At 69.2% G+C, this 24,158-nt stretch carries 20 protein-coding genes and 1 pseudogene; 12 read left to right on the forward strand and 9 right to left on the reverse strand.

The features are described 5' to 3' along the window. Positions 1–7 precede the first annotated feature (7 nt). The 3 genes from AB0M14_RS26325 to AB0M14_RS26335 all read right to left on the reverse strand — a co-directional run bounded on the left by AB0M14_RS26325 (position 8) and on the right by AB0M14_RS26335 (position 3,552). Positions 8–1,507, reverse strand: coding sequence for an FGGY-family carbohydrate kinase (locus AB0M14_RS26325; protein WP_364999359.1), 1,500 nt, complete (start codon positions 1,505–1,507; stop codon positions 8–10). Continuing rightward, complete coding sequence (locus AB0M14_RS26330) at positions 1,504–2,922, reverse strand: L-fucose/L-arabinose isomerase family protein (RefSeq protein ID WP_364999361.1); 1,419 nt, start codon at positions 2,920–2,922, stop codon at positions 1,504–1,506. Before AB0M14_RS26330 ends, AB0M14_RS26325 begins: the two co-directional genes overlap by 4 nt. A 132-nt stretch (positions 2,923–3,054) precedes the next feature. Next, positions 3,055–3,552 (reverse strand): hypothetical protein, encoded by a 498-nt coding sequence (locus AB0M14_RS26335; RefSeq protein ID WP_364999363.1) that lies wholly within the window; start codon positions 3,550–3,552, stop codon positions 3,055–3,057. A gap of 314 nt (positions 3,553–3,866) precedes the next feature. Between AB0M14_RS26335 and AB0M14_RS26340 the strand changes: the two genes are divergently transcribed. The 4 genes from AB0M14_RS26340 to AB0M14_RS26355 all read left to right on the forward strand — a co-directional run bounded on the left by AB0M14_RS26340 (position 3,867) and on the right by AB0M14_RS26355 (position 9,275). Next, positions 3,867–4,859 carry a zinc-dependent alcohol dehydrogenase family protein gene (locus AB0M14_RS26340; protein ID WP_364999365.1) on the forward strand — a complete coding sequence of 331 codons (993 nt, stop codon included), beginning with the start codon at positions 3,867–3,869 and terminating at the stop codon, positions 4,857–4,859. 13 nt (positions 4,860–4,872) lie between these two features. Then, complete coding sequence (gene xylB, locus AB0M14_RS26345; protein WP_364999367.1) at positions 4,873–6,270, forward strand: xylulokinase; 1,398 nt, start codon at positions 4,873–4,875, stop codon at positions 6,268–6,270. A 580-nt stretch (positions 6,271–6,850) separates the two neighbouring features. Next, positions 6,851–8,569, forward strand: coding sequence for a hypothetical protein (locus AB0M14_RS26350; protein WP_364999369.1), 1,719 nt, complete (start codon positions 6,851–6,853; stop codon positions 8,567–8,569). A gap of 79 nt (positions 8,570–8,648) precedes the next feature. Next, positions 8,649–9,275, forward strand: a complete 627-nt coding sequence (locus AB0M14_RS26355; protein WP_364999371.1) for a maleylpyruvate isomerase family mycothiol-dependent enzyme — start codon at positions 8,649–8,651, stop codon at positions 9,273–9,275. Between the two features lie 88 nt (positions 9,276–9,363). Here AB0M14_RS26355 and AB0M14_RS26360 read toward each other — a convergent pair whose 3' ends face one another. After that, a complete protein-coding gene (locus tag AB0M14_RS26360; protein WP_364999373.1) occupies positions 9,364–11,844 on the reverse strand; it encodes a PEP-utilizing enzyme in 2,481 nt (826 codons plus the stop codon). 60 nt (positions 11,845–11,904) lie between these two features. On the opposite strand from AB0M14_RS26360, the gene AB0M14_RS26365 reads away from it, so the two are divergent. From AB0M14_RS26365 to AB0M14_RS26385, 5 genes are all read left to right on the forward strand, one after another. Next, complete coding sequence (locus AB0M14_RS26365) at positions 11,905–13,449, forward strand: FAD-dependent oxidoreductase (protein ID WP_364999374.1); 1,545 nt, start codon at positions 11,905–11,907, stop codon at positions 13,447–13,449. Between the two features lie 52 nt (positions 13,450–13,501). Then, positions 13,502–13,690: a hypothetical protein gene (locus tag AB0M14_RS26370; protein WP_364999376.1), complete on the forward strand. Its 189-nt coding sequence runs from the start codon at positions 13,502–13,504 to the stop codon at positions 13,688–13,690. Positions 13,691–13,838: 148 nt separating this feature from the next. Beyond that, entirely contained in the window at positions 13,839–15,005 is a 1,167-nt protein-coding gene (gene hsaA / locus AB0M14_RS26375; protein WP_364999378.1) for a 3-hydroxy-9,10-secoandrosta-1,3,5(10)-triene-9,17-dione monooxygenase oxygenase subunit, read from the forward strand. Continuing rightward, the gene (locus AB0M14_RS26380) at positions 15,005–15,859 is read left to right on the forward strand and encodes an alpha/beta fold hydrolase (RefSeq protein WP_364999380.1); all 855 of its coding nucleotides are present in this window, start codon (positions 15,005–15,007) and stop codon (positions 15,857–15,859) included. The genes hsaA and AB0M14_RS26380 overlap by 1 nt, the downstream gene beginning before the upstream one ends. Before the next feature lie 42 nt (positions 15,860–15,901). Next, entirely contained in the window at positions 15,902–16,429 is a 528-nt protein-coding gene (locus AB0M14_RS26385) for a DinB family protein (protein WP_364999382.1), read from the forward strand. Between the two features lie 4 nt (positions 16,430–16,433). Here the strand turns inward: AB0M14_RS26385 and AB0M14_RS26390 are convergent, their stop codons facing one another. Together AB0M14_RS26390 and AB0M14_RS26395 are read right to left on the reverse strand one after the other, a co-directional pair. Then, the gene (locus AB0M14_RS26390; protein WP_364999384.1) at positions 16,434–18,785 is read right to left on the reverse strand and encodes a LuxR C-terminal-related transcriptional regulator; all 2,352 of its coding nucleotides are present in this window, start codon (positions 18,783–18,785) and stop codon (positions 16,434–16,436) included. 77 nt (positions 18,786–18,862) lie between these two features. Continuing rightward, a pseudogene (locus tag AB0M14_RS26395) lies at positions 18,863–20,191 on the reverse strand (2-isopropylmalate synthase); the annotation flags it as partial. Positions 20,192–20,397: 206 nt separating this feature from the next. Here AB0M14_RS26395 and AB0M14_RS26400 point away from each other — a divergent pair. Both AB0M14_RS26400 and AB0M14_RS26405 read left to right on the forward strand, forming a co-directional pair. Continuing rightward, complete coding sequence (locus tag AB0M14_RS26400; RefSeq protein WP_364999386.1) at positions 20,398–21,069, forward strand: FCD domain-containing protein; 672 nt, start codon at positions 20,398–20,400, stop codon at positions 21,067–21,069. A gap of 23 nt (positions 21,070–21,092) precedes the next feature. Then, positions 21,093–21,902, forward strand: a complete 810-nt coding sequence (locus AB0M14_RS26405) for an ATP-binding cassette domain-containing protein (RefSeq protein ID WP_364999388.1) — start codon at positions 21,093–21,095, stop codon at positions 21,900–21,902. 3 nt (positions 21,903–21,905) lie between these two features. On the opposite strand, the gene AB0M14_RS26410 is transcribed toward AB0M14_RS26405, so the two are convergent. The 3 genes from AB0M14_RS26410 to AB0M14_RS26420 are packed head-to-tail and all read right to left on the reverse strand — an operon-like array spanning position 21,906 to position 23,573. After that, positions 21,906–22,670 carry an alpha/beta hydrolase gene (locus tag AB0M14_RS26410; protein ID WP_364999390.1) on the reverse strand — a complete coding sequence of 255 codons (765 nt, stop codon included), beginning with the start codon at positions 22,668–22,670 and terminating at the stop codon, positions 21,906–21,908. A 7-nt stretch (positions 22,671–22,677) separates the two neighbouring features. Then, positions 22,678–23,178 carry a hypothetical protein gene (locus AB0M14_RS26415; RefSeq protein ID WP_364999391.1) on the reverse strand — a complete coding sequence of 167 codons (501 nt, stop codon included), beginning with the start codon at positions 23,176–23,178 and terminating at the stop codon, positions 22,678–22,680. Beyond that, positions 23,175–23,573, reverse strand: coding sequence for a hypothetical protein (locus AB0M14_RS26420; RefSeq protein ID WP_364999392.1), 399 nt, complete (start codon positions 23,571–23,573; stop codon positions 23,175–23,177). The genes AB0M14_RS26415 and AB0M14_RS26420 overlap by 4 nt, the downstream gene beginning before the upstream one ends. On the opposite strand from AB0M14_RS26420, the gene AB0M14_RS26425 reads away from it, so the two are divergent. After that, the gene (locus AB0M14_RS26425) at positions 23,564–24,157 is read left to right on the forward strand and encodes a TetR family transcriptional regulator (RefSeq protein WP_364999393.1); all 594 of its coding nucleotides are present in this window, start codon (positions 23,564–23,566) and stop codon (positions 24,155–24,157) included. The two genes, AB0M14_RS26420 and AB0M14_RS26425, sit on opposite strands and share 10 nt — an antisense overlap. Position 24,158: the final 1 nt, after the last annotated feature.

The raw sequence follows: 24,158 nt of genomic DNA on the forward strand, positions 1-24,158 counted from the left end.
GGGGGTCTCAGTCGGCACCAGACCGGTGTGCGCGATGTTGCTCGCGGGCCAGGAAGTGCGCGATCTCGGCGGTAGCGGTGTAGAGCTCGCGGTAGTGCCGGTAGAACGGTTCGTACTGGTCGTAGCGCCGCTGGTCGGGTTCGACGGTGTGCGCCATCGGGTTCCAGTTCGACGTATCGATGCCCGCCGCGGCGGCGGCGAACAGCGCGTCACCGAGGCAGGCGCCGATCGTCTCGGCGGTCAATTGCTGCGGCAGGCCGGTGACGTCGGAGACGATCTGGGTCCACAGTCCGCCCCGGGTGCCGCCGCCGACCGCGACCAGGCGGTGCGCCCGCCCGCCCTCCTCGCTCATCGCGGCCAGGTTGTGCCGGACGCCGTAGGCGATGGATTCCAGTGCGGCGCGGTACAACTCGGCGCGGCCGTGACCGAGGGTCAGTCCGGCGATCAGGCCACGGGCGTCCGGGTCGAACAGGGGCGTGCGTTCGCCCGCGAAGTACGGCAGCATCAGCAATCCGCGACTGCCCGGCGGGACCCGCGCGGCCTCCTCGACGAGCTCGGCGAAGTCGCCGCCCACCAGCTTGCGCAACCAGTCGGTGACCGCGCCGGAGGTGGCCATGCCCGCCGCCACCGTATAGGTGCCGGGCCAAGCGCCGCAGGTGGTCCACAGGCCCGGATGTGGTTGCGGATCGGTCAGCACCTGGACCAGGAACATGGTGGTGCCGTACATGACCATCGCGTCGCCGGGGGCTCGCACGCCGACGCTGGCCGCCTCGGCCCAGGCGTCGACGGTGCCGGCCGTGACCGGCAGGCCCGCGGGCAGACCCGTTGCCGCGGCGGCGGTTTCGGTGACCTCGCCGACGAGCTCGGTGGGCCAGACGAGGTCGGGCAGCCGGAGGGCGGGCGCGATGGCCGCACACCAGTCCGCGGACCAGGCGCGCTCGCGCAGGTCGTACATCGGGACGCACTGGCTGGCCGACTGATGGTCGAGCACGTAGCGGCCGGTGAGCCGGTGCACCAGAAAGGAACTCGCCATCAGCAGCAGTTCGGTGCGCGCGGCGACCTCCGGTTCGTGCCGGGCGAGCCAGCGCAGTTTCGGGCCGACCGCCTGGGTGGTCAGTGGTGAACCCGCTCGTTGTAGGACCGCCTCCGCGCCGAATTCCGCTTTGAGCTCCGCGATTTCGGTGGTCGCGCGGGTGTCGACGCCGTAGAGAATCGCGGGGCGCAGCGGACTACCGGTGGCGTCGGCGGGCAGCAGGCACGGGCCGATGCCCGAGACGCCGAGGCCGCCGAGGCGGACGCCGCCCGCGGCGGCGACCAGTTCCCGGGTGATCTCGACGAATTCGGTCCACCAGATCTTCTCCGCGTCGTGCTCCACCCAACCCGGGTGCGGCGTCGAAACACTGTGCGCGCGTTCCGCTCTGGCGACGATGCTGCCGTCGGGGCGCACCAGCACGCCTTTCGCGCTGGATGTCCCGATGTCGATACCGAGGAACAACGCGTCGCTCACCGCTCACCCCGGGTGAACTCGTCCAGGGTCACCCCGAGCAGGCCGCAGGCCGCGCGGACGGTTTCGCGGTGATCGCCGGGAACCGCGTGAATGTGGTTGGCGCCGAATCGGGACAGGAAATCCTCGGCGGGCGCGTCGAGCCGGGCGAACGCGTGCGGCCATTCCCAGGTCGACTGCCGCATCAACGTCTCGTTGGTGTCCGCGTCGTAGTTCTCGAATTCGCCCAGCATCAGCTGCATTCGGTACTCCCCGGCTTTGCGGGTGAGCCGTGCCAGCGTCATCTCTCCCGGCGCCGCAAGGTGGTGCACGGACGCCCCGCCCGCCGGGAAGAAGAACACTTCCGGATACAGGTGCACCTTCGCCAGATTCTCCGCCGGATCATCGCTGCGCGCCGCGAACCAGGTGGCGTGCTGACCCGAATTGCACAGATCCCAGATGTCACGATCCGCGTGATAGTGCCGCACGTCCGCGAAAAGTACTGGCGTACCGGCGATGTGCTTGAGCAGCTGCATCGTCAGCGCACCGTCCATATCCGCCTCGGTGGCGCACACGTGAGTGTCTTTCGGGCCATTCCAGTCGTAGGGATCGTTGAGGAACGCCTCGGTGACATCCATGGTCGCGAAATACTGGGTGAGCTCCGGCTGTCCCTTGATCCCGCTGAAATCCAGCCGCCACTCCTCGATCAGTTCACGCACCGCCAGATACGAGCGAATCTGCCGTTCCAGCAATTCCGGAGTCAGCTTCGCCCCGTCGTAATGCACGGTCGCCTGCCGCTCCAGCCATTCTCGCGCCCCCTTGGCCTCCGCACCGTCGGCCAGCTCCGCGCGCCGCACGATCTCCCACTGATCGATCTCCTCGACATCGATCCCGAACAGCCGCTGCCACTGATCGGTATTGGCGACAGCCGTGTTCATTCCCATCGGCCGCCCACCGAACCGCCCGAAAGTACTGCCCCGCAACGCGGAAACCGCCCCCGCCGCCCGCGCCCGCACCCCGATCGATGCGATCAACGCCGAATCCGCCGGATCTCCCCACAACCGCGCATGCTCCCGCCCGATCTGATCCAGCGCCCCGCCGGCCGCCAGCATCCCCACCATCCCCGGCTGCACCGGATCGATATTCGACAACAGCAGCAACGGCCCCGGCGTCGCCCCCGCCGCCAGCATCGTGAAATGCGGAAACGCCCAGACCGCATAGTGAAACACGGTCAAATCCACCCCGGCCGCCGCCACACTCCGCGCCACCGACCCGGCCAGCGCATTGTCGCTGATCGGCGTCGACCCGCGGACCACCTCATGCCCGGCCCCGGTCAGCGCCGCGACCAACTGATCTTCGGTAGTTCTGATGAAATGCGCGATCCCCGCGTGCACATAGTCGCGCCCGTCCGAAAAACTGATAACGCCGATGCGTGCCATGCCGTGCCTCCCGCAGCTGGGTGGTCGGAGATGTCGACTCGGATCAACAGATACCAGGGGCCGCAACGACGTTGGGTGAGTTCGCGCGAACGGCGACCGGATCGCAACCGCCGGAATCGACCAGCGGCACCATCAGGAATCGGCTTGCGGGCCCGAATCCTCAGCGTCCCAATCCATTCCGAGCAGCTCATCGGCGCGAGCCAGCGCGTCGTCCATGGTGGACCCGATATCGTCGAGCAGCGACATACCGTCCAGCATGCCCGCCATTTCCACGCGCATGGATTCGATCTCGGCGATCGCCGGGTCGACGGGTGACCAGGCGACGCGGTCGAGCCACCAGGGTTCCTCGTCGACCCAAGCCCACAGGATGTCGCGAACCAGCGTGGGATCGGAGGTATAGAGCTCGAACTCGCCGGCGTCGGAGTGGTGGCTCAACTGGTAGACGAGATCCGGAAGCAGCCGAGCACGAATCCGCCGGCCGCCCGCCCGTTCGATCTCCAGAAACGGGTCCGCCGGCGCCGCCGGCGCGTCGAGGAGTTCGTCCAGCATCAGATCGGTCAGCGCGCCCAGATCATCCCCCGCACCGGTCCGGACCCGCAGCTCGAATTCGTCGCCCGCTCTCTCGCTCACCCCGCCTGGCACCCCACCCCGCACAGCACCGCCGACCACCGGATCCCGCCGGGAACCCGTGCAGTTGCCATCTCGACCACGCTGGACACCGCACCAGTGTGCCCGACGCCGCCCGCCGCCACACCGGGTACCTGACCGAACGGCCTACCATGGTCCCCGCCGCAACGGACCTGCTGGCGGTCGCCGGCTCCCCGCAGGGAGCGCTCCACGGTGGGTGCCCCACTCGACCGAGCCGAACAGTGGCGGCAGGCGACATCGACCTGGGAGCAGTCGAAATGCCGTCGGCGGGGCCGGTTCGGGTGCAAGGTAGAGGGATGCGCGCGGTGGTGGTGGAGACGCCTGGGCAGTTCTCGGTGCGGGAGGTGCCGGATCCGGTGCCACGCGCTGGGGAGGTGATCGTACGGGTGGATGCGGTCGGGATCTGCGGGACCGACGTGCATATCGTCGAGGGCGAGTTTCCGCCGACGCCGTACCCGATCGTGCCGGGGCACGAATTCGCCGGTGCGGTAGCCGAATCCGCTGGTGACTGGCGGGCCGGCGATCGAGTGGCGGTGGATCCGTCGCTGTTCTGCGGGGCTTGCCATTACTGCGGCATCGGGCGCGGGAATCTGTGTGAGCGGTGGGGTGCCATCGGGGACACCGTGGACGGGGCGATGGCGGAGTATGTGGCGGTGCCGATGGCGAACTGCTATCGACTGCCCGACGGGTTGTCGATGGCGCACGGCGCGCTGGTGGAGCCGCTGTCGTGTGCGGTGCACGCGTTCGATCGGTTACCGCGCACGCTCGGGGCCCACTACCTGCTCTATGGAGCGGGAACCATGGGTCTGTTGATGCTGCAGTTGGCCCGGACCGCAGGGGCGGCCTCGGTCTCGGTCGTGGACGTGAATACCGCGCGGCTCGAGGTGGCAGCGAAATTGGGAGCCGATGCGACCGCGAACGATGCCGACGAGTTCGCGCGAGCGCAGGGGTGGGAGGTGGTGATCGACTGCACCGGAGCGATCGCGGCCATCGAGGACGGCTTGACCCGAGTACGGCGCGGTGGTGTGTTCCAGCAGTTCGGAGTGGCCCCGGGTGCCGCGACAGCGGCGATTTCGCCCTTCCGGGTCTACAACGACGAAATCAGCATCATCGGCTCGATGGCGGTCCTCGGAAGTTTCGGGCGCGCAGTGGAACTCATGGGCACCGGGGCCATCGACGCCGACACCATGATCACGCACTCGTTCGGTCTCGACCAGTTCGCCGATGCGCTCCAAGCCTTCCGGGACGGAGTCGGCCGGAAGATCCAGATTCGTCCGGGCGGCGCGTGATGGGCGGTGGTCGATGACCCGGGTGGCGGGCGTGGACAGTTCTACCCAGTCGTGCAAAGTCGTTGTTTGCGATGCGGATTCGGGCGAGATTCTGGCGCAAGCGCAGGCCGCGCATCCGGAGGGGACGGAGGTGCCGGCCGAGGCTTGGTGGGCGGCGCTGGGTGCGGCGGGGGCGGGGCTGCTCGATCAAGTGGACGCGATCGCGGTGGCTGGGCAGCAGCATGGGTTGGTGGCGTTGGATGCCCGTGGGCGACCGGTGCGGGACGCGTTGCTGTGGAACGACGTTCGGTCCGCCGGGGCAGCCGAGGATTTGATCGCGGAGCTGGGTGGACCGCAGGCTTGGGCTGATCGCGTGGGCAGTGTGCCGGTGGCGGCGTTCACCGTGGCGAAGTTGCGCTGGCTCGCCGATCACGAACCCGATGCCGCCGATCGCGCGCACACGGTGCTGCTGCCGCACGACTATTTGACGTGGCGACTGCGAGGGGAAGGCGCTGAGCCGACGACCGATCGCGGGGATGCCTCCGGTACCGGGTACTGGTCACCGGCGACCGGCGAGTACCGCAAAGATCTTCTCGCCCTGGCCTTCCGGGACCGCATCCCGCATTTGCCGCGTGTATTGGAGCCCGCCGAGGCGGCCGGGCACACTCCGTCCGGAGTCTTGGTCGCGGCGGGCACCGGCGACAATGCCGGTGCGGCGCTGGGCCTCGGGATCGAACCCGGCGATGTGGTGGTATCGCTCGGCACCAGCGGCACCGTTTTCGCCCGCACTGCCACACCCAGCGCGGACAACACCGGCGCCATCGCCGGATTCGCCAGTGCGACAGGTGATTTCCTCCCGCTCGTCTGCACGTTGAACGCCGCACGCGTCCTCACCGCCACCGCCGACCTCCTCGGCGTCGATCTCGCCGAACTCGAACGCCTTGCCACCCAGGCCAACCCCGGCGCCGACGGAATAGTGCTACTCCCCTACCTCACCGGCGAACGCACCCCGAACCTCCCGCACGCCACCGGCACCCTGCACGGCCTGCGCCCAGAGAACATGCATCCCACCAACATCGCCCGCGCCGCCTACGAAGGCATGCTCTGCAACATGGCCGACGCCCTCGACCACTTACACAGCACCGGCGTCCCCCTCAACCGCATCCTGCTCATCGGCGGCGCGGCCCACTCGGCGCTGGTCCGCACCCTCACCGCCCAAATCCTCAACACACCGGTCACCGTCCCCACCCCAGCCGAGTACGTCGCCCTGGGCGCAGCCCGCCAAGCCGCCTGGGCCCGCACCGGCTCCACCACCCCACCCACCTGGCCGACCCCGCCATCCACCCGAATACCCGTACCTCCGGACAATGCCACCGGCCACGACATCCGCACCCAGTACCAAGCCGCCCGAAACCTGTCCCACGGCATCTGATCCGGCTTCCAGTCGTCTCCAATACCGCTGACTCGCGAAACGCGCCGCACCGGAACGCCCCGACTTCGCGTGCGCGCTCGCCACCAAGGGCTGTCGCTACCCGGCCTTGCCGACAAGCAGCTGATGGCCGCCGCCGAACGCCCGCCAGGAAGGTGGCGCACCCCCCCCCGAAGGCGATTGGGCCACCGGTGCCGGCGATGGCGTCGCCCACCTACCGGCGACCACACACCTGCGACCGGGCAGGTGTAGTGGCAAACCACCGCGTGAGGTGCCCACTGGGAGCCAATTCCGAACAGTCCTGATCGACGACAGACCGCGGCACAGCTGTCGACTTCACTCGGCCGCCCGCGAACGCACAGCTGCGATCGAGTGGGTCGGGTGACGATCCGCTGGGTGAAGTGCCTGTGGCCCGGGGAATTTGCGGTCCGGCTGCGGAGAGAGGTCATACCGGCGAACCGACGCGTGGCGCATCCCGTCGCACCGCTCGCGGCGGCGGATGTCACTACGTGGCGGGGTGCGGCGTGGGAGCATGTAGGGCATACCGGGGGTACTGGATATCTCGAGCATGTGAGGGGCTGCGATGACGCGGTGCGATGTGGTGATTCGTGGCGGGCTGGTGTTCGACGGTGCGGGGAGCGCGCCTCAGGTCGCTGATGTCGGGATCGCCGGGGGCAAGGTTGTCGCGGTGGAGGTGGGGTTGCCTGACGGGGGGCGCACGATCGAGGCGGCGGGGAAGTGGGTGCTGCCGGGGATGCTCGATGTGCACACGCATTACGACGCGGAAGTGCTCGGGAGTCCTGGGCTGGGGGAATCGGTTCGGCATGGCGTCACCACCGTGGTGTTCGGGAATTGTTCGTTGTCCACGGTGTATGCCGGGGCCGAGGACTGCGCCGATATGTTCGCGCGCGTCGAGGCGCTGCCGTGGGACGCGGTCAACGCGGCGGTGAAGGAGCACAAGGATTGGGAGGATCCCCAGTCTTACGCCGCGTCGCTGGCGGCGCGGCCGCTCGGGGCGAATGTGGCCGCACTGCTGGGGCATTCCGATATTCGTGTTGCCGTGATGGGTTTGGGTCGTTCGGTCGAGGCGAATGTGGAGCCGACCGCGGCGGAGCTGGATCGCATGCGCCGCATGCTGGGCGACGCGCTGGATGCCGGGTTCGTCGGGCTGTCCACTATTCGCAGTTCGTTCTCGAAGCTGGAAGGCAAGCGCTACCCCACCCGCCAGCTGCCGTCGACGTACGCCTCCTGGCGGGAGTACGCGGCACTGAACGAGATTCTGCGGCAACGGAATCGGGTGCATCAGAGCACGCCGAACCTCACCTCGCGGCTGGAGATGGCACGGTACTTCGCGCAGAGCGCGGGGCGGTTCCGCCGGCCGTTGAAGACCACGTTGATCGCCGCCGCCGACGTGAAGGCCGACCGGACCACCGCGCGCGCCGCCGTCGCCGCGGCCTGGCTGTCCAACAAACTGGGTGGCGCGCGGTTCCGGTGGCAGCATCTGCCGGTCCCGTTCGAGGTGTACGCCGACGGTGTCGACCTGGTGGTGTTCGAGGAATTCGGTTCCGGCGTAGCGGCTTTGAACATTCGCGATGTCATGAAGCGCAGTGCACTGCTCGCCGATGAGGAGTACCGGCGGCGGTTCCGCAAGGATCTCGCCAAACGGTTCGGTCCGCGCGTGTGGCATCGCGATCTGCACGACGCGGAGATCGTGGCCTGCCCGGACTCCGGGGTGATCGGAAAGTCCTTCGGCCAGGTCGCCGCGGAACGCGGCATCCATCCCGCCGACGCGCTGCTCGATCTGACGGTCGCGCACGGCCCCGCCCTGCGCTGGCGCACCGTCATCGCCAACGATCGCGACGACGTGCTGGACCGGCTGCAACTCTCGCCGCAGGTGCAGGTCGGTTTCGCCGATTCCGGCGCACATCTGCGGAACATGGCGTTCTACAATTTCGGCCTGCGCATGCTCGAACGGGTGCACCAGCGTGGTTTCATGCCGATCGAGCAGGCCGTGCACCGGCTCACCGGTGAACTCGCCGACTGGTACGGCCTGGACGCCGGGCACCTGCGTGCGGGTGCGCGCGCCGATATCGCGGTGATCGATCCGGCCGGTTTCGACGGATCCAGCGCGGCCTACGCCGAAGCACCCATGCCCGGCATCGAGGTGCGGCGCATGGTCAACCGCAACGACCGCGCCGTCGCCGCCACCCTGGTGAACGGGCATGTGCTCTACGAGTACGGGGAATTCGCGGACGGCTTCGGCACCGAAATCCACGCCGGTACCTTCCTGCGCGCGAGGTAGAGCTCCCGGTTCTGCCGACGCCGATGAATTCGCACCCCTGGCACCGTCCACACTCGAGGACCGGAGGCGAGGAGAGCCGATGAGTGAGACCGACGTACGCAAGGCAATCGAGGCGGAGCGGGGTGAGCTGGCCGATCTACTGGCCGGGCTCGACGAGGCGGACTGGGATCGGCCGTCGCTGTGCGCGGGCTGGCGGGTGCGGGAGGTCGTCGCGCACATCACCATGCCGTTCCGGATGTCACTGCCGAAGTTCGGGCTGGAGATGATCAGGGCCCGCGGAAATTTCAATCGGATGGCGGACCGGGTGGCGCGGCGGGAAACCGCGGAGATTTCGCCGGCGGAGTTCGTCCGGTGCCTGCGCGACAACATCGCGCACCCGTGGAAGCCGCCGGGCGGCAAATTCGAGGACGCGCTCGGGCACGACGTCATCCACGGTCTCGACATCACGGTGGCTCTGGGCCTGGATCGCGTCGTCCCGGAAGACCGGCTGCGGTACGTGATCAACGACCAATCCCCGAAGAGCATCGAGTTCTTCGGCGCCGACCTCGCCGGCGTCCAGTTGCGCGCCGACGATATGGACTGGACCTACGGCTCCGGTGAACCGCTGACCGGCCGCGCCCAGGACCTGCTGCTGGTGCAGTGCGGCCGGAAGCTGCCGCCCGGCCACCTGCACGGTGTGGCGGCCGACCGGTTCACCTCCTCCTGACCCGCCGCTGCCGTCGCGATCCGAGGGGACCGGGACGGCAGCGCACCGAAAACCAGTTGCCGAACGAGCCCGTCGACGGCTCGGGCGCTCAGGCGTCGGCGAGCAGGGTGACGGTGCCCGCGGCCCCGTCGACGCGAACGCGCTGCCCGTCCGAAAGGCTGGTAGTGGCGGTTTTCGTGTCGACCACACACGGGATGCCGAATTCGCGAGCCACGATGGCGGCGTGCGAGGCGGAACCGCCGATGTCGGTGACCACGGCCGCCGCGTAGGCGAACATGGCGGTGTGGCCGGTGTCGGTGACCGCGGCGACCAGGATGTCGCCGGGTTCGATGTCGTCGTCCAGGGAGAGCACGCGTTTCACCCGGCCCTCCACGACGCCGGGGCAGACGCCGATGCCGGTGAGGCTTTCGTCGGCGCCGAGCGCGCCCGCGTCGGCGACCGGTTCCCATTGTCCGGCAATGACATCGGGCATCCGCAGGCCCTTCAGCCGGTCCCGCTCCGCCTGGCGGCGGGCCGCCACCTCCGCAACGTCGACCGGCGGTCCGAAGATCTCGTCCAAGGTGAGGAAGCAGGCGTCCTCGGCCGCGCGGAGCACACCGGCCTCGACCAGGCGAGCGCCGCGTTCCCGCACCGCCAGGCGCAGGCAGTGGTTGATGCGGACGACGGCGTCACGGGCGCGTTCCCGGGCGACGGTCGCCCCCGCGGCCATCCGCGCGGTACGGCCGGGCGACGGGTCGACGGGTTCCCGTTTCGGAGCCGGCATTTCGGCGGCGCGTGCCGCGGCGGTGACCAGCAGGGCGGGCTTGTCGCCGAAGGTCGGGTTGATCAGTTCGCATTCACCGGGGCCGCGGTGACCGACCTTCGCGAGCTCCTCGTCCAAGGTGGCGGCGAAGGCGGGCGACTTGGCCCGGGCTCCGGCGACATCCCCGGCGCGGGCGAGTTCCCGCAGGTCCGGATCCGCGCGGCAGACCTCGGCGAGGCGTTCCACCGCGAGCATCGGTTTCGCCGACTCCAGGCGCTGGAGATCGATCGGCACCTCGCCCGCGTTCTTGCCGCGGGCATGGATCGCGGTGGCCGCGCCGGTCATCATGACGCCGATGGAGGCGGCCTGCCAGGCCTGATACAGCCGGTCCCGCCAGAGCAGAGCGCGCACATGCAGCTGTTCGTCGCTGAGCTCGTGGATCGCGGCGGCGTCCAGCGCTTCGGCCTTGGCGGCCGCGTTGATCAGTTCGGCCGTCGCGCCGAAGCGGCGCGCGGTGGCGATCACCCGGGAGGTGGCCCGCCAGGTGCCCACGACGCTGCCGAGGCCGGTCGGCATGGGCGGTTTGCCGTGCGGGGTGAGCGGAATCTCGTCGGGGATGTTGCCGTAGGCGTCGCGGCGGATGCTCTCCTCGTCCCAGCCCGGCATGTTCTCCGCGGCCAGCACGCCGATCGAGGCGTTGATGTAGATGTGATGGCCGAGCACGGTGGTGACGCGACTCGTCCAGTGCTCCAAGGCGATTCCGTCGAGCGCGATCATCGTGCCCATGGCCTCGTTGGCCAGGCGGATCGCACCGGCGTGCAGATCGATGGTCAGCGGGGTGAGCGGGCCCGGCAGCGCCTCGGAGGTGTTGGTCGCGGTGTGGACCGGGTACCGCGGGTCGACCCGGTCGTCGAATTCACCCTCCAGGCCCTCCGGCGCGACATTCGCCAGTTCGTGGTTGTCCGACGTGCGCGCGCGAGCGGGAATCACGTGGCCGGGCAGCGGAATGGCGCCGCGGCCGGTCCGGAAATCACCGCCGGCGGGCTTGCGGCCGACCAGGCCACGCACCAGATCGGCGGCCACCTCCTGAGCGGTCCAGCCGCACCGGAAGCCCCAGTCCTCCTGCACGACAGTCGGATCCAGCAATGGCCCGCGCGCGGACCAGCCCGGGACCCAGGCGGAATAGCGAACGCCGTTCTCGCGCATCAGTTCCCGCAGATGGGAGGTGCTGACCACGCCGGGCGCGGCCAGTTCGACAACGCCGACACGCGGTGCGGTGGCGGCGAGCACCAGGAACCGTTCCAGGTCGTCGGTGTGCAGCAGCTGGAAGTTCTCCGCCGAGCGGGAGCCGAGGATCGGTTCCAGCGCGCGCCGGGTCTGCTGCCCGATGCGGCGGCCCGCGGGCGGCGCGGTGCGAATTAGGAGGTGCTCGGCACCCGAATCCTTCAGGACCTGAGCGATTTCCGCCTCTGGCACGCCCGCCGACCGCGCACCCGCCACTACCGGAACGACCAGGTGCGCGTCGGCCTCGCGGACCGCGTCGGCGATGGCCGCGACGTCCGGCCCGGCCAGATGGAGCACCGTGGCACAGTCCGCGACGGCCTCGGCGCACACCGCGGGATCGGCGGGATTGCCCGCGGTGAACCGCACCCGGGGATCCACGAAGCGATGCCACCGGTGGTCCAGCCCCGCCACCTCATGCCCGGCGGCCAACAGCATGCGCGCTACCGCGCGACCGCTGGGTTCGGTGACTCCGGTGATCAGGACCCGCAGCCCACCCGCCGCCCGGCCGCCACCCCTCAACGAGTCGCTGCGCGACGCACCCATTCGTCTCTCTCCTCACTGCGCCCTGTTTCTGAAAGTGACGCCGTTCACACACTGTCGCGAGTGCGCCCCCCGACGACCGAACTCAGTCCCACTCAGCGGTCCGCCGCCCTTGCCCACCGAGATGGGTTCCGCGATGCGCCGACGAAACCGGCGAATCTGGCCGCTATGACGCATTTCGATCTCGAGACCGATGTCCTGGTCGTCGGCTACGGATGTGCCGGGGCGGCAGCGGCATTCGAAGCCGCGTCCACGGGCGCCCAGGTCCTGGTCCTCGACAAGGCGGGCGGGCCGGGCGGCGCTTCGGCCCTGTCCGGGGGCGAGATCTACCTCGGTGGCGGGACGCCTGTCCAGCAAGCTTGCGGGTTCGACGACAGTCCCGAGCAGATGGCGGCGTTCCTGCGGGCCGCGCTGGGACCCGGCGCCGACGCGCAGAAGATAACGCTGTACAGCGCGGACAGCGTCGAGCACTTCCATTGGCTCGCCGACCGCGGCGTGCCCTTCAAGCCGAGTCTCTGGGACACGCCCACCTGGGTGCCGCCGACCGACGACGGCCTCATGTGGCTGGGCGAGAACAGCTGGCCCTTCACCGAACTCGCGACCCCCGCCCCGCGCGGGCATCGTCCCACCGCCCAGGATTTCGGCGGGAAGCTGCTCATGGACGTGCTGGTCTCGGCAGCCGAATCCGCCGGGGTGACAGCGCGATTCGATACCGTGGCGACGAACCTTATCGTCGCCGAGGATGGTTCGGTGGCGGGCGTCCGAGCGCGCCGGTACGGACAGGAGTTCACGGTCCGCGCCCACCGCGGCGTCGTCCTCACCACCGGCGGTTTCGTCGACAACGAGCAGATGCTGGCCGCGCACGCCCCGCGCCTGCTCGGGCACACCAAGGTGAGCGCGGGCGCCGACGACGGCAGCGGCATCCGGATGGCCCAAACCATCGGGGCGGCGGTCCGGCACATGTCGACGGGCCAGGTCGGCCTGTCCCTGATCCCCGGATTCGCCGCCCGCGGCCTGGTCGTCAACGGCCGCGGCCAGCGCTTCGTCACCGAGGACACCTACCCCGGCCGCATCGGCCAAGCCGCCCTCTTCCGCCAGGACCTGGACATCTGGGTGATCCTCGACGAGCAGGCCTACGAGGACGTGCCCGAACCGCAGCGCTGGGGCGTCCAGCCCACCCACGTCGCCGAGACCGCCGGCGAACTCGGCGACCTGCTCGGACTTCCACCGGGCGCGCTCGCGGCCACTCTCGCCAGATACAACGAATTCGCCTCGCGCGGAGCCGATCCCGACTTCCACAAAGCACCCCGCTGGCTGCGCCCGCTGACTCCCCCACTGGCCGCTATCGACATCAAAGCCGGTGTCCGCCCGCCCGGGCAGACCACCGCCCGCCGCGGCACCGGGGCTTCGGTCTTCACCCTCGGCGGCCTGCACACCACCGTCGACGGCGAAGTCCGCCACCTCGACGGCCACTCGATCCCCGGTCTGTATGCCGCGGGCCGGGCCAGCGCGGGCCTGCACGGCGAGGGCTATATCAGCGGCACCTCGCTGGGCGACGGCACCTATTTCGGCCGCCGCGCCGGCCGCGCCGCCGCCCGCCACGCCTGAGCCGCACTGTCAACTCTGTACGACTCCGGGGCACGGAGTTACCGTTCCGGAAATGGGAACCTTCTTGGGCATCGCGTGTGTCGCCCTCGTCGTCATCGGAATCATCGCGCTGATCGTCGGCGGCAGCTCGGGCGGCGGCGACTGGGACGCCGGGGGCGGCGGTGACAGCGACAGCGGCGGCGGTTGCGGCGGCGGCAGCAGTTGCGGCGGCGGTGGCTGTGGCGGGGGCGGCGGCGACTGACCGGCTATCGGTTCCGATCATCGGGACTGGGCGCTGACCCGGGGGATACACCGGCATAACGTCGGAGAAACGGCACGATCTGCGCGTCTGGTGCGCGATCCTGGAAGTGCCGGATCTTATTCCCGGAGAACGCAGGAGGACGCCCGTCATGACCAACAAGGTGCTCGATCGGGTGCGGGATCTGCTGCCGGCGATCCGGGAGCGGGCCGCGGAGACCGACCAGCAGCGGCAGGTACCGGTGCAGAGCATCCAGGAACTGACCGAGGCCGGGGTGTACCGGATGCTGCAACCGTCGCGGTTCGGCGGCGACGAAGCCTCGCCGGTCGCGTTCTACGAGGTCATCCGGGCGATCGCGGCGGCCTGCCCGTCCACCGGGTGGGTGTCCTCGGTGCTCGGCGTGCACCCGTGGCAACTGGCGCTGTTCCCGCTCCAGGCGCAGGAAGAGGTGTGGGGCACGAACCCGGACACGCTGGTTTCGTCGTCGTACGCGCCGACCGGCAAGCTGACGCCGGTCGAGGGCGGCTACGAGGTGACCGGCCGCTGGAGCTTCTCCTCCGGCTGCGCGCACGCCGAGTGGGTCTTCCTAGGTGCGCTGGCGCCGGACGAAAACGGTGTCCCCAGCACGTATTTGACGATTCTGGTGCCGCGCGCGGATTACGAGATCGACGACGTGTGGCACGTGGTGGGCCTGTCCGGCACCGGCAGCAACGACATCGTCATCGACAAGGCTTTCGTCCCGCACCATCGGGCCTTCAGCGCGCAGGAGCAGTCGGAGCTGCGCGGTCCGGGCCAAGAAGCCAATCCTGCTGCGCTGTACAAGATTCCGTTCGCTGCCGTGTTCTCCAACACCATCGTCGCGCCCATCATCGGCGCCGCCGAGGGCGCCTACGAGGCGCACATCGAGCGGATGCGGGACCGGGTGCGACTGTCCTACGGCGGGCAGAAGGTCGCCGAGGACGGCTTCGCGCAGGTCCGGGTGGCGCGGGCGGCCTCGGAGATCGATGCGGCGATCTTGCAGATGGAACGCAATATCTCCGAGCTGTTGCGCTATGCCGAAGCGGGCGAGGAGATTCCGCAGTCGGTGCGCCTGCGGACCCGCCGCGACCAGGTGCGCGGCACGGAACGGTCGATCCAGGCGATCGAGCTGCTGTTCGACAATTCCGGCGGGCACTCCATCCGCAAACCCAATCCGATCGAACGCCATTGGCGCGACGCGCACGCCGGCAGCGTGCACGTCATCAACGACGTGGAGCGGGCGCTGGCGATGTTCGGGCGCGGCGAGTTCGGCATCACCATCGAAGATCGGATGATCTGATGCTGACCGCGGAGTCCACGACCCGCTGGGTCACCGTCGATGGGCTGAAACTTCGCTTCCACGAGGCGGGTTCCGGTCCGCCGCTGGTGCTGTTGCACGGTTCCGGTCCGGGCGTCTCGGGCTGGGCGAACTTCGGCGGCAACCTGCCGGTGCTCGCCGAGCACTTCCGGTGCCTCATCCTGGATCAGCCCGGTTTCGGCGCCAGCGAGCGTCCGGAAGTGTACGAGCGCAACTATCTTCGGATCTCCGCCGACGCCGTCGTCGGCCTGCTGGATCAGCTGGATCTGCCCAGCGCGCACCTGCTCGGCAATTCCATGGGCGGTGCGGTGGCGACCCTGGTGGCGCTGGAACACGCCCGGCGCGTCGACCGGCTGGTGCTGATGGCTCCGGGTGGCGTAGGGGTCAACGTCCTGGGACCCGAACCCTCCGAGGGGATTCGACGGTTGCTCGACTTCACCATGGATCCGACCCGGGACCGCGTCCTGGATTGGTTGCGCACCATGGTGTTCGATCAGTCGATCCTCACCGACGAGTTGGTGGAGACCAGGTTGCGCACCGCCGCCGACCCGGCCGCCATCGCCGCCCTCCGGGACGCGTACGCCACCTTCGCCGATCCCGCTCTCGCCGATCAGGTTCCGTTGTGGGCCCGGTTGCGCGGGCTGCGCAACGAGGTGCTCATGCTGTGGGGCCGGGACGACCGGGTCACCCCGGCCGAGGGTGCGCTGCTGCCCTCCCGGCAGCTGCCCAACGCAGACCTGCGACTGTTCGGCCGGTGCGGGCATTGGGTCCAGATCGAACGCAAAGCCGCCTTCGAACGCGCCGTCACCGACTTCCTCATCCACGGGTTGCGCTAAAACGCGGTCGCGAGCGCCGAGGGGCCGGGTTAGGGTCGGCGGATGACGTGGAAGGCACCCGATATCGATCGACGCGAACCCCCGCTCATCGGCGACGAGCGCACCCAACTCCAGGCATTCCTGGATTACCACCGCGATACGCTGCTCTGGAAATGCTCCGGCCTGTCCGCCGAGCAGCTCGCGACGCGCGTCGTGCCCACCTCCAATCTCACCCTGCTCGGGCTGGTCCGGCACATGACGGAGGTGGAGCGCGGCTGGTTCCGCCTGACGGCCGCGGGTAAGGACGTCGGCTACGTCCACAACTACGACGACGATGTCGACGCCGACTTCAACGCCCTCGACGTCGCCGACGCGCCCCGCGATTACGCCCGGTACCGGGACGAAATCGTCAAGTGCGACGCGGCCGTCCGGGATCTGGCGCTGGACAGCACTTTTCAGCACCCGAGCCCCAAGCGCACCGAACCGTACAGCCTGCGCTGGGTGTACCTGCACATGCTCGAGGAGTACGCCCGGCACAACGGGCACGCGGATCTGCTCCGCGAGGCGATCGACGGCGAGACCGGCGAGTAGCCGCTCAGCCGAGGTTTTGCGTTGCCCAACCGGCGATTTGCGTACGGGAGGTGAAACCGAGCTTGGTGAGAATGTGGTCGATATGGCTTTCCGCCGTGCGGATCGAAATCACCAGCTCGGTGGCAATGCGCTTGTTGCTGTAACCGGCGGCGACCAAGCGGGCGACATCTTTCTCGCGGCGAGTGAGGACATCGGCCGCGGCGGCTTTCGGTACCGGCGCGGCAACGGGTTCGGCGCCGATCGCATAACTCATCGCCTCGTCCAACGGCAGCGCCGCACCGGCATCGAAGGCCACGCGGAACTCTTTGTCCCCCATGGCCTGGGCGACCTGAACCCGGACCTTGTCGCCGACCGCCTCGGTCATCGCGTGCGCCAGGCGCTGCGTGCTGCCGCGCCGGACCGATACCGCCGCGCCCATCAGCCGCGCGGCGCGCACATGATCGCCCTGCGCCGCGGCGGCCCAGGCCAGTCCGTCGAACCCCGAGGCCGACCACACGCACCGGTCGAACAGCCGGAACTGTTCGAGCGCCCGGCGTAGATCGGCAACAGCCTTGTCCTGGTGGCCATTTCGCCACTCGTTGGTGCCCCGCGCCCAGTAGGCGAGACCGCCGAGCAAGTGGGAACCGTGTTCGGCGGTCTTGCCGAGGAACCGCTCCGCGATCGAATCGGCCCGTGCGTCCTCCAGCATCAGCGCGCACACATACCCGAACGCCAAGCTCTCCATCTCCACGCCGTGGTGCGCGCACTGCGCGGCCTCCCCGGACGCCTGCACGGCGATATCCAGCGCGCCGCCGGGGTCGTTGCCCGCGAAGGTGAGCAGCGCGGACAACAGCCGGTGCTCGACGAGCACCTCGGTGGCATCCAATTCGGTGGCCAGTTCCAGGCATTCGCGCGCGAACCGGTTCGCTTCGGCGGTGTCGGACAGCATGGCCGCGATCACCGAGGCAGCGGCCAGCGCCCGCGCCCGGGCCACGCTGTGCTCCGGATCCTTCGCCAGCGCCTCGCCCAGCCAGCGGTACCCCTCCAGCAGGAACCGGTAGTGCTCCCAGAAGGGCCGCAGCTCGTTCGCGATCTCCAGCGCCCGGCGCGCGCCGCCCGGGTCGGACAGTGAGAATTGCAGTGCCGCGCGGAGATTCGGATGCTCGCGGGTGACTTCCCGGAACCAGTCGGCGTCGCGGCTACCCCAGTAGTCGGTACGGCCGCGATGGGCCAGCAGATAGTAGTGCTCGCGGTGCCGGATCCGCACCGCCCGCTCGTCGCCGTGCGCGGTGAGCGCGCCGAGCGCGAATTGCCGCAGCGGCTCCAGCATGGTGTACCGGCCGGTCCCGTCGCTGTCGTGCCGGTAGGTGAGCACCGACTTGTCGACCAGGCCGGTCAGCGAATCCACCAGCACCGCGGGCGGTTCCAGAAAACAGATGGCCTCGGCGGCATCCAAGTCGAAGCCGCCCGCGAAGACCGACAGCTGCTCCCACAGCCGCTGCTCGTCGGGCGTGCACAGGTCGTAGCTCCACCGGATCGCCGCCTCCAGCGTCTGCTGCCGGCGCGGGGCGGTGCGCAGGCCGGTGGTCAGCAGCTTCATCGCGTCGTCCAAGCGTTCGAGCACCTGATCGGGAGTGAACATCCGCAACCGCAGCGCCGCCAGCTCCAGCGCCAGTGGAATCCCATCGAGGCGGCGGCAAATCGCGGCCAGCGCACCATGATTGGCGTCGGTGACCCGGAACTCCGGATTCGCGGCCAGCGCCCGCTCGGTGAGCAGGCGCAGCGCGTCGCTGCGCTCACCGCCGTCGGCGTCGCCGCTCGTGGCGCCGAGGAGCTCCGCGCCGTCCTCATCCACCGGGGGCACCGTCAACGGCGCGACCGGCATGATCTGCTCGCCGTCCACGCCGAGCGGCTCCCGGCTGGTGGCCAGGATCCGCACGTCGGTGGTCGCCGGGATGAGCCGGCTGGCCAGCTCCGCGCAGGCGTCGATGAGATGCTCGCAGTTGTCCAGGATCAGCAGCAGGCTCTTGCCCGCCAGGTATTCGATGAGCCCGGCCAGCGGCGCGCTGGTGTCGTCGCGCAGGCCGAGGGCGTTGGCGACGCTCAACCCGACCAGTTCCCCGTCGTGCACATGCGCCACTTCGACCAGCCACACGCCATCGGGAAATGCCCGCCGCACCGCCGCGCCGACCTGCCGGGAGAGTCGCGTTTTCCCTACGCCACCGGGCCCGGTGAGGGTGAGCAGCCGGGTGCTGGACAGCAGACCTTTGGCCGCGGCCACTTCGCCACCACGACCGACGAAGCTCGTCACCTCCGCCGGGAGGTTCCCTTGCACGTGCCGCACCACGCCGATTACCTTCGCACGCCCGGCCGACATCTCGAGCATTTTGGGCCAAGATGTCGGCCGGTCGCCCGATTAGCGAGCTAGTGGCTGGTGGCCGCGACCCGCGTCGGGTAAGCCGCCTGGAACAGGTCGCGCAACTCCGCCGCGGTGACCTCGCGACCGGTCGCGTCGGTGTGCGCCTGGACCCGGCGGGCGAAGTCGACCTGCAGCTCGCGCGGCAGGTCGATGCCGTATTCGGACTCCAGCAGATAGGCGATGCCGCCCTTGCCGGATTGCGAGTTGACCCGGATCACCGCCTCGTAGCTGCGGCCCACATCGGCCGGATCGATCGGCAGATACGGGACCTGCCAATCGAGTTCGCGTTCGGCGATACCGGTGGCGGCGGCCCGGACGCGATGCTCGGCGAACCCTTTCCGGATCGCGTCCTGGTGCGTGCCGGAGAACGCGGTGTACACCAACTCGCCTGCGTACGGATGCCTTTCGTGGATCGGCAAGCGGGTGCAGTACTCCACGGTGCGCCGGATCTCGTCGATGTCGGAGAAGTCGATCATCGGGTCCACCCCTTGCGCGTGCAGGTTCAGCGCCAGGGTGGCGAGGTCGACGTTGCCGGTGCGTTCGCCGTTCCCGAAAACACAACCCTCCACCCGTTGCGCACCGGCCAGCACCGCCAATTCGGCGCAGGCGACGCCGGTGCCGCGGTCGTTGTGCGGGTGCACCGACAGGATGACGCTGTCGCGGCGGGCCAGATTCCGGTGCATGTACTCGATCTGGTCGGCGTAGACGTTCGGGGTCGCGACCTCCACTGTCGCAGGCAGATTCAGCGTCACCGGCCGCTGCGGCGTCGCGTCCCACAGGGTGGTCATGCGGTCGCAGAGGTCGAGCACGAAGTCCGGCTCGGTCAGGTTGAACACCTCGGGCGAGAACTGGAAGCGCACGTTCGGCAGGTGCCCGGCCAGGTCGAGGATCCGTTGCCCGCCCGCGACGGTCAGCTCGCGCAGTTCGGCTCTGCCCCTGCCCAGCACCAGGTCTCGCCACACCGGAGCGGTGGCGGTGTACAGGTGGATGACCACGTCGTTGCCGATGCCGCGCACCGATTCCACCGTGCGTGCGATGAGATCGGCACGCGCCGGGGTGAATACGACGATCGTGACGTCCTCGGGCGCGAGACCGGTTTCCGCGATCAGCCGGACGAAATCGAAATCGGTCTGCGAGGCCGACGGGTAGCCGACCTCGATCTCCTTGTAGCCCATGGCCACCAGCAGTTCGAAGAAGCGCCGTTTGCGCCGCGGGTCCATCGGTTCGGCCAGCGCCTGATTGCCGTCCCGCAGATCGACGGGCACCCACAACGGCGCTCGTGCGATCCGGGCGCTGGGCCAATCACGCTGGGTGAGTGGGACTTCCACCCGGTCGAAGACATCGCGGTAGCGATGGGAGGGCATCGGGGACCGCTGCTGACGATTCCAGGGAAATACGCGCGTACTCAAGGATCTGCTTCCTGTCACTATTCGACGAACGGTGACCGGCCACGACGAAGCCCCACGGCGGGCGGCCGGTCGTTCAGGCCCCGCCGTGGCGGCTAAGCAGAAGCATGGTGCGCATGATGGCTAGACTATACACAACTCCTCAGACAAGTAGAGAGGTCGTAATGGTCGCCCAAGTACGCCGCCACCCCTTGGCCGCGCAGACGGCCGAGTTGCTGCTGGCCCGCATTCGCGGAGGTGAATGGCCGCTGGGACACCGCCTGCCAGGCGAGACCACCCTCGCCGCGCAGCTCGGCGTGGGTCGCTCGACGCTGCGCGAGGCGATCCGCGAACTGGCCGGGAAGGGCGTGCTGGACAGCCGCCAAGGCGCGGGCGTCTTCGTCACCGCGCTCGATGTCAGCGAGGATTGGGACGTGGTGCTGCGCCGCGCCACCATCGCCGCGGTGATCGAGGCGCGCATCGCCATCGAGGCCGAGGCCGCTGCCCTCGCCGCCCAGCGCCGCACCCCGGCCGACCTGCGCGCCCTCCGCCGCGCCCTGGCCGCCCGGGAGGCGCACGGCGAACCCATCGATGTCCACGTGGACGCGGACATGGCCTTTCATCGCGCGGTGATCGTCGCGGCTCACAACGACGTCCTGACCCAGCTCTTCGACACCTTCCTGCCCCGGCTCCGGGTCGCGATGATCGACATGCTGAAGATCCGCCCGGTGCCTTCGGAGTCCGCCGACCACGACGCGCATATCCGGCTGACGGATGCCATCGCGCACCGAAAGCCCGCCGCCGCAGCCGAATTCAGCCGCGCCCACCTGACCCAGCTGAAGGCGGCGTTCTCGTGAACACCACAGATGGAGGTATCCCGGTGACCGGTTCACCTGTCCTGCGACTCGACGATGTCACCTTCCGCCGCGAGGGCAACCAGATCCTGCACGGCATCTCGCTCACCGTGCGGGCCGGCGAGCACTGGGCGCTGCTGGGCCCCAATGGCGCCGGCAAGAGCACCCTGCTGGGATTCTGCGGCGCGGTCACCTTCCCGACCACCGGCGCCGTGCACGTCCTCGGCGAACAGATGGGCCGGGTCGAGCTGGCCCGGTTGCGGCGCTCGATCGGGCACGTGAATCCCCGGCATCCGCTGCGCTATCCGCTCACGGTCCGCGAGGTGGTGCTGACCGGCATCACCGCCACCATCGACCTCCCGATGCGCTGGGCCCCGAGCTCCGATGAAGTCCGCCGCGCTGACGCCATGATCGAGACCATCGGCCTGAAGGGCAAAGCCGACAGCACCTGGCCCACCCTCTCCCAGGGCGAGCGCGGGCGCACCCTCATCGCCCGCGCCCTGGTCGCCGAACCCCTGCTGCTGCTGTTCGACGAGCCCGCCACCGGCTTGGATCTGGCCGCCCGCGAACAACTCCTGCACACCATCGACACCCTCGGCGAGACCCACCCCGAGGTCGCCTCCATCCTGGTCACCCACCACTTGGAAGAACTGCCGACCACCACCACCCACGCCCTGCTCATCGCCGACGGCCGCACGGTCGCCGCCGGGCCCGCCCACGAGGTCATCACCACCGACACCGTCACCGCTGCCTTCGACCACTCCGTGGAAGTCCGCCACGACCGCGGCCGCTGGACCGCCCGCGCACACGCGAACGGCCACCCGGCACCGTACTGAACCTCAGGCGCGGCGAATCGGCTGCCAGGTCCGCGGCGGTTCGGAGGTGAGGAAATCGCCGACCAGGCGATACACCTCCGCGGGCTTCTCCACCACCAGCAGATGCGAAGTGCCCGGGACGATGGACAGTTCGGAGTTCGGGATCGCCCGGTACAGAGCGATGGTGTGCTCCAAGGTCATCGCGTCGTCATCGGCGGCGAGCACCAGGGTGCGGGCGGTAATGCTGGCCAGGTCTTCGCTGGTGAGCGTCGGCTGGCTTCTCGGCATGGCCAGCACCTTCTGGGCGACGACCTGGAAGTGCGCCTCGCCGTCGGGCGACACCTCGCCGTATCGAGCGGCCAAGCGCCGCATCGGCTCCTCGTCCGCGAAACTCTCCAGCACCCCGGGCACCAGGCCGTCGTGATGGAAATTGGCGCTGATCAGCACCAGCTTGGCGACCAGGTCCGGCCGCCGGATCGCCACCAGCAGCGCGACGATCCCACCATCGCTGTACCCGACCAGATGCGCCGGGCCACCGGCTACTTCGTCCAGGAACGCGATGGTGTCCTGGGCCATCGCGTCATAGGTGAAGGGCCCCTCGACATCCGGCGTCCGCCCATGCCCACGGCGGTCCATCCGGTAGACCCGAAATCGCTCGGCAAGCCCCGGCACCGCCGGATCGAACGACCGCGAGTCGACGAATCCACCGTGCAGCAGCAGCACCGGCTCGCCCGCCCCGGACTCGTCGTACCAGGTCCGGACAGCACCGAGCTCAACATAATTCACCATGAGTCGATCATGCATCGCCGCCGGAGGCAGCTTCGGCTTCGGCCAGCGATTTCAGGTTCAGTAACTGTTTGCGCATCATGATCACGTCGCCGAAAGTCAAGGCGTAGAAGGCTATTCGCGGGATCCGCCAGCGCAGCCGGACGAGCAGGCGGGTGCCCGCGCCTTCAGGGCAGACGGCATAGGTCACGCAGAGGTTGCCCGAGACCAGAGTGAGGTGGCGGGAGAGGACGAAGGAGTGCAGGCGGAAGGCGGTCATGAAGCTCTGACCCGCTTCGAGTTCGGTGAGGGCGGGGTCGCGGCGGGCCGGACTCTTGCGGCCGAAGTTGTCGAGCAGGTCGTAGCTGTAGGGCGCGACGCGCAGCTGGCAGAGCCAGGAGTAGACCAGGCCGGGCGGTGCGGCGATGCTGATGGCCCGATCGGCTTGGTGGCCGCGCGGTTGCACCTCGTCACACGGCAGCGGCAGTTCTTGTTCGGCTTCGGTGGCGCCCCAGACCACCCCGGGCATCATGCCGCCGCCGCGATTCGGCGCATCAGCCGGCGCATCACGAGCTTGTGCCCGCCGCTGCCGATCACCAGGGCGCGATAGATCTTGCCGGACAGGGCGGGGAACTCGGCCCAGCTCTCGGCGCGCACCCGCGTGCGGCTCGGGCCTTCCTCGTCGAGCAGGAAGATCAGCTGGTAGGTCGAGAACCAGTGCCTGCCTTTCAGCGCCAGCCGGACCGGTTCCTCGGCGGCCTCGAGCTCGAATCCCCCGGGTACGGTCGACAGGTCGTACGGGTCTTTGCAGATCACCTTCAGCACCGCCTTCCAAGCCCGCTCACGATTCGCGTCGACTACTGTGAAGTGCTCATCAATATAGGGCAACCGCTCCATATAGAAGGAACGTACTAGTAGTGGCACCACCCCGCAAGCATGATTCGGATGTGATCCTCGACGCCGCACGCACTTTGGTGCTCGGCGCGGGTCCGCGCGCCGCGAGCGTCGCCGCCATCGCCGCGGCCAGCGGCGCGCCGGTAGGCACGCTGTATCACCGGTTCGGCAACCGCAACGGCGTCCTCACCGAGGCCTGGCTGCGCGCGCTGGCCCGGTTCCAGCACGGGGTGATGGCGGGCGCCGAGGATCCCGACCCGGTCGCGGCCGGCGTCGCGATGGTGCGCGCAGCCATCGGCTTCGGCCGCGAATTACCCGATGACGCAAGGCTTTTGCTCAGCCTGCGCCCGAGCGACCTGCTCGACGGCGGCCCCGACGACGCCTTCCAGGCCCGCCTGAACGGGATGAACGCGCCGCTCATCGACCACCTGCGCCGGATCGCCCGCGAGCTCACCGGCCGCGACGGCGACCGCGAGATCGACGCGATCAGCCGCGCCGTCGTAGACCTCCCCTACGCGGCGCTGCGCCGCCATGCCCACGCCCCCGCGCTGCCGAGCTGGCTGGACGACGACATCGCCGCCGCCGCACGCACCCTGCTCGAGTCCTACCGCGGCTGAG

The sequence above is a fragment of the Nocardia sp. NPDC051832 genome (assembly GCF_040681285.1).
Taxonomy (GTDB): Bacteria; Actinomycetota; Actinomycetes; order Mycobacteriales; family Mycobacteriaceae; genus Nocardia.

Excerpts from the sequence above, each read along its gene's own strand:
- AB0M14_RS26330 (WP_364999361.1), bottom strand. The coding sequence starts at position 2,922 with ATGGCACGCATCGGCGTTATCAGTTTTTCGGACGGGCGCGACTATGTG.
- AB0M14_RS26340 (WP_364999365.1), top strand. The coding sequence starts at position 3,867 with ATGCGCGCGGTGGTGGTGGAGACGCCTGGGCAGTTCTCGGTGCGGGAG.
- xylB (WP_364999367.1), top strand. The coding sequence starts at position 4,873 with ATGACCCGGGTGGCGGGCGTGGACAGTTCTACCCAGTCGTGCAAAGTC.
- AB0M14_RS26350 (WP_364999369.1), top strand. The coding sequence starts at position 6,851 with ATGACGCGGTGCGATGTGGTGATTCGTGGCGGGCTGGTGTTCGACGGT.
- AB0M14_RS26355 (WP_364999371.1), top strand. The coding sequence starts at position 8,649 with ATGAGTGAGACCGACGTACGCAAGGCAATCGAGGCGGAGCGGGGTGAG.
- AB0M14_RS26360 (WP_364999373.1), bottom strand. The coding sequence starts at position 11,844 with ATGGGTGCGTCGCGCAGCGACTCGTTGAGGGGTGGCGGCCGGGCGGCG.
- AB0M14_RS26370 (WP_364999376.1), top strand. The coding sequence starts at position 13,502 with ATGGGAACCTTCTTGGGCATCGCGTGTGTCGCCCTCGTCGTCATCGGA.
- hsaA (WP_364999378.1), top strand. The coding sequence starts at position 13,839 with ATGACCAACAAGGTGCTCGATCGGGTGCGGGATCTGCTGCCGGCGATC.
- AB0M14_RS26380 (WP_364999380.1), top strand. The coding sequence starts at position 15,005 with ATGCTGACCGCGGAGTCCACGACCCGCTGGGTCACCGTCGATGGGCTG.
- AB0M14_RS26385 (WP_364999382.1), top strand. The coding sequence starts at position 15,902 with ATGACGTGGAAGGCACCCGATATCGATCGACGCGAACCCCCGCTCATC.
- AB0M14_RS26390 (WP_364999384.1), bottom strand. The coding sequence starts at position 18,785 with ATGTCGGCCGGGCGTGCGAAGGTAATCGGCGTGGTGCGGCACGTGCAA.
- AB0M14_RS26400 (WP_364999386.1), top strand. The coding sequence starts at position 20,398 with ATGGTCGCCCAAGTACGCCGCCACCCCTTGGCCGCGCAGACGGCCGAG.
- AB0M14_RS26410 (WP_364999390.1), bottom strand. The coding sequence starts at position 22,670 with ATGGTGAATTATGTTGAGCTCGGTGCTGTCCGGACCTGGTACGACGAG.
- AB0M14_RS26415 (WP_364999391.1), bottom strand. The coding sequence starts at position 23,178 with ATGATGCCCGGGGTGGTCTGGGGCGCCACCGAAGCCGAACAAGAACTG.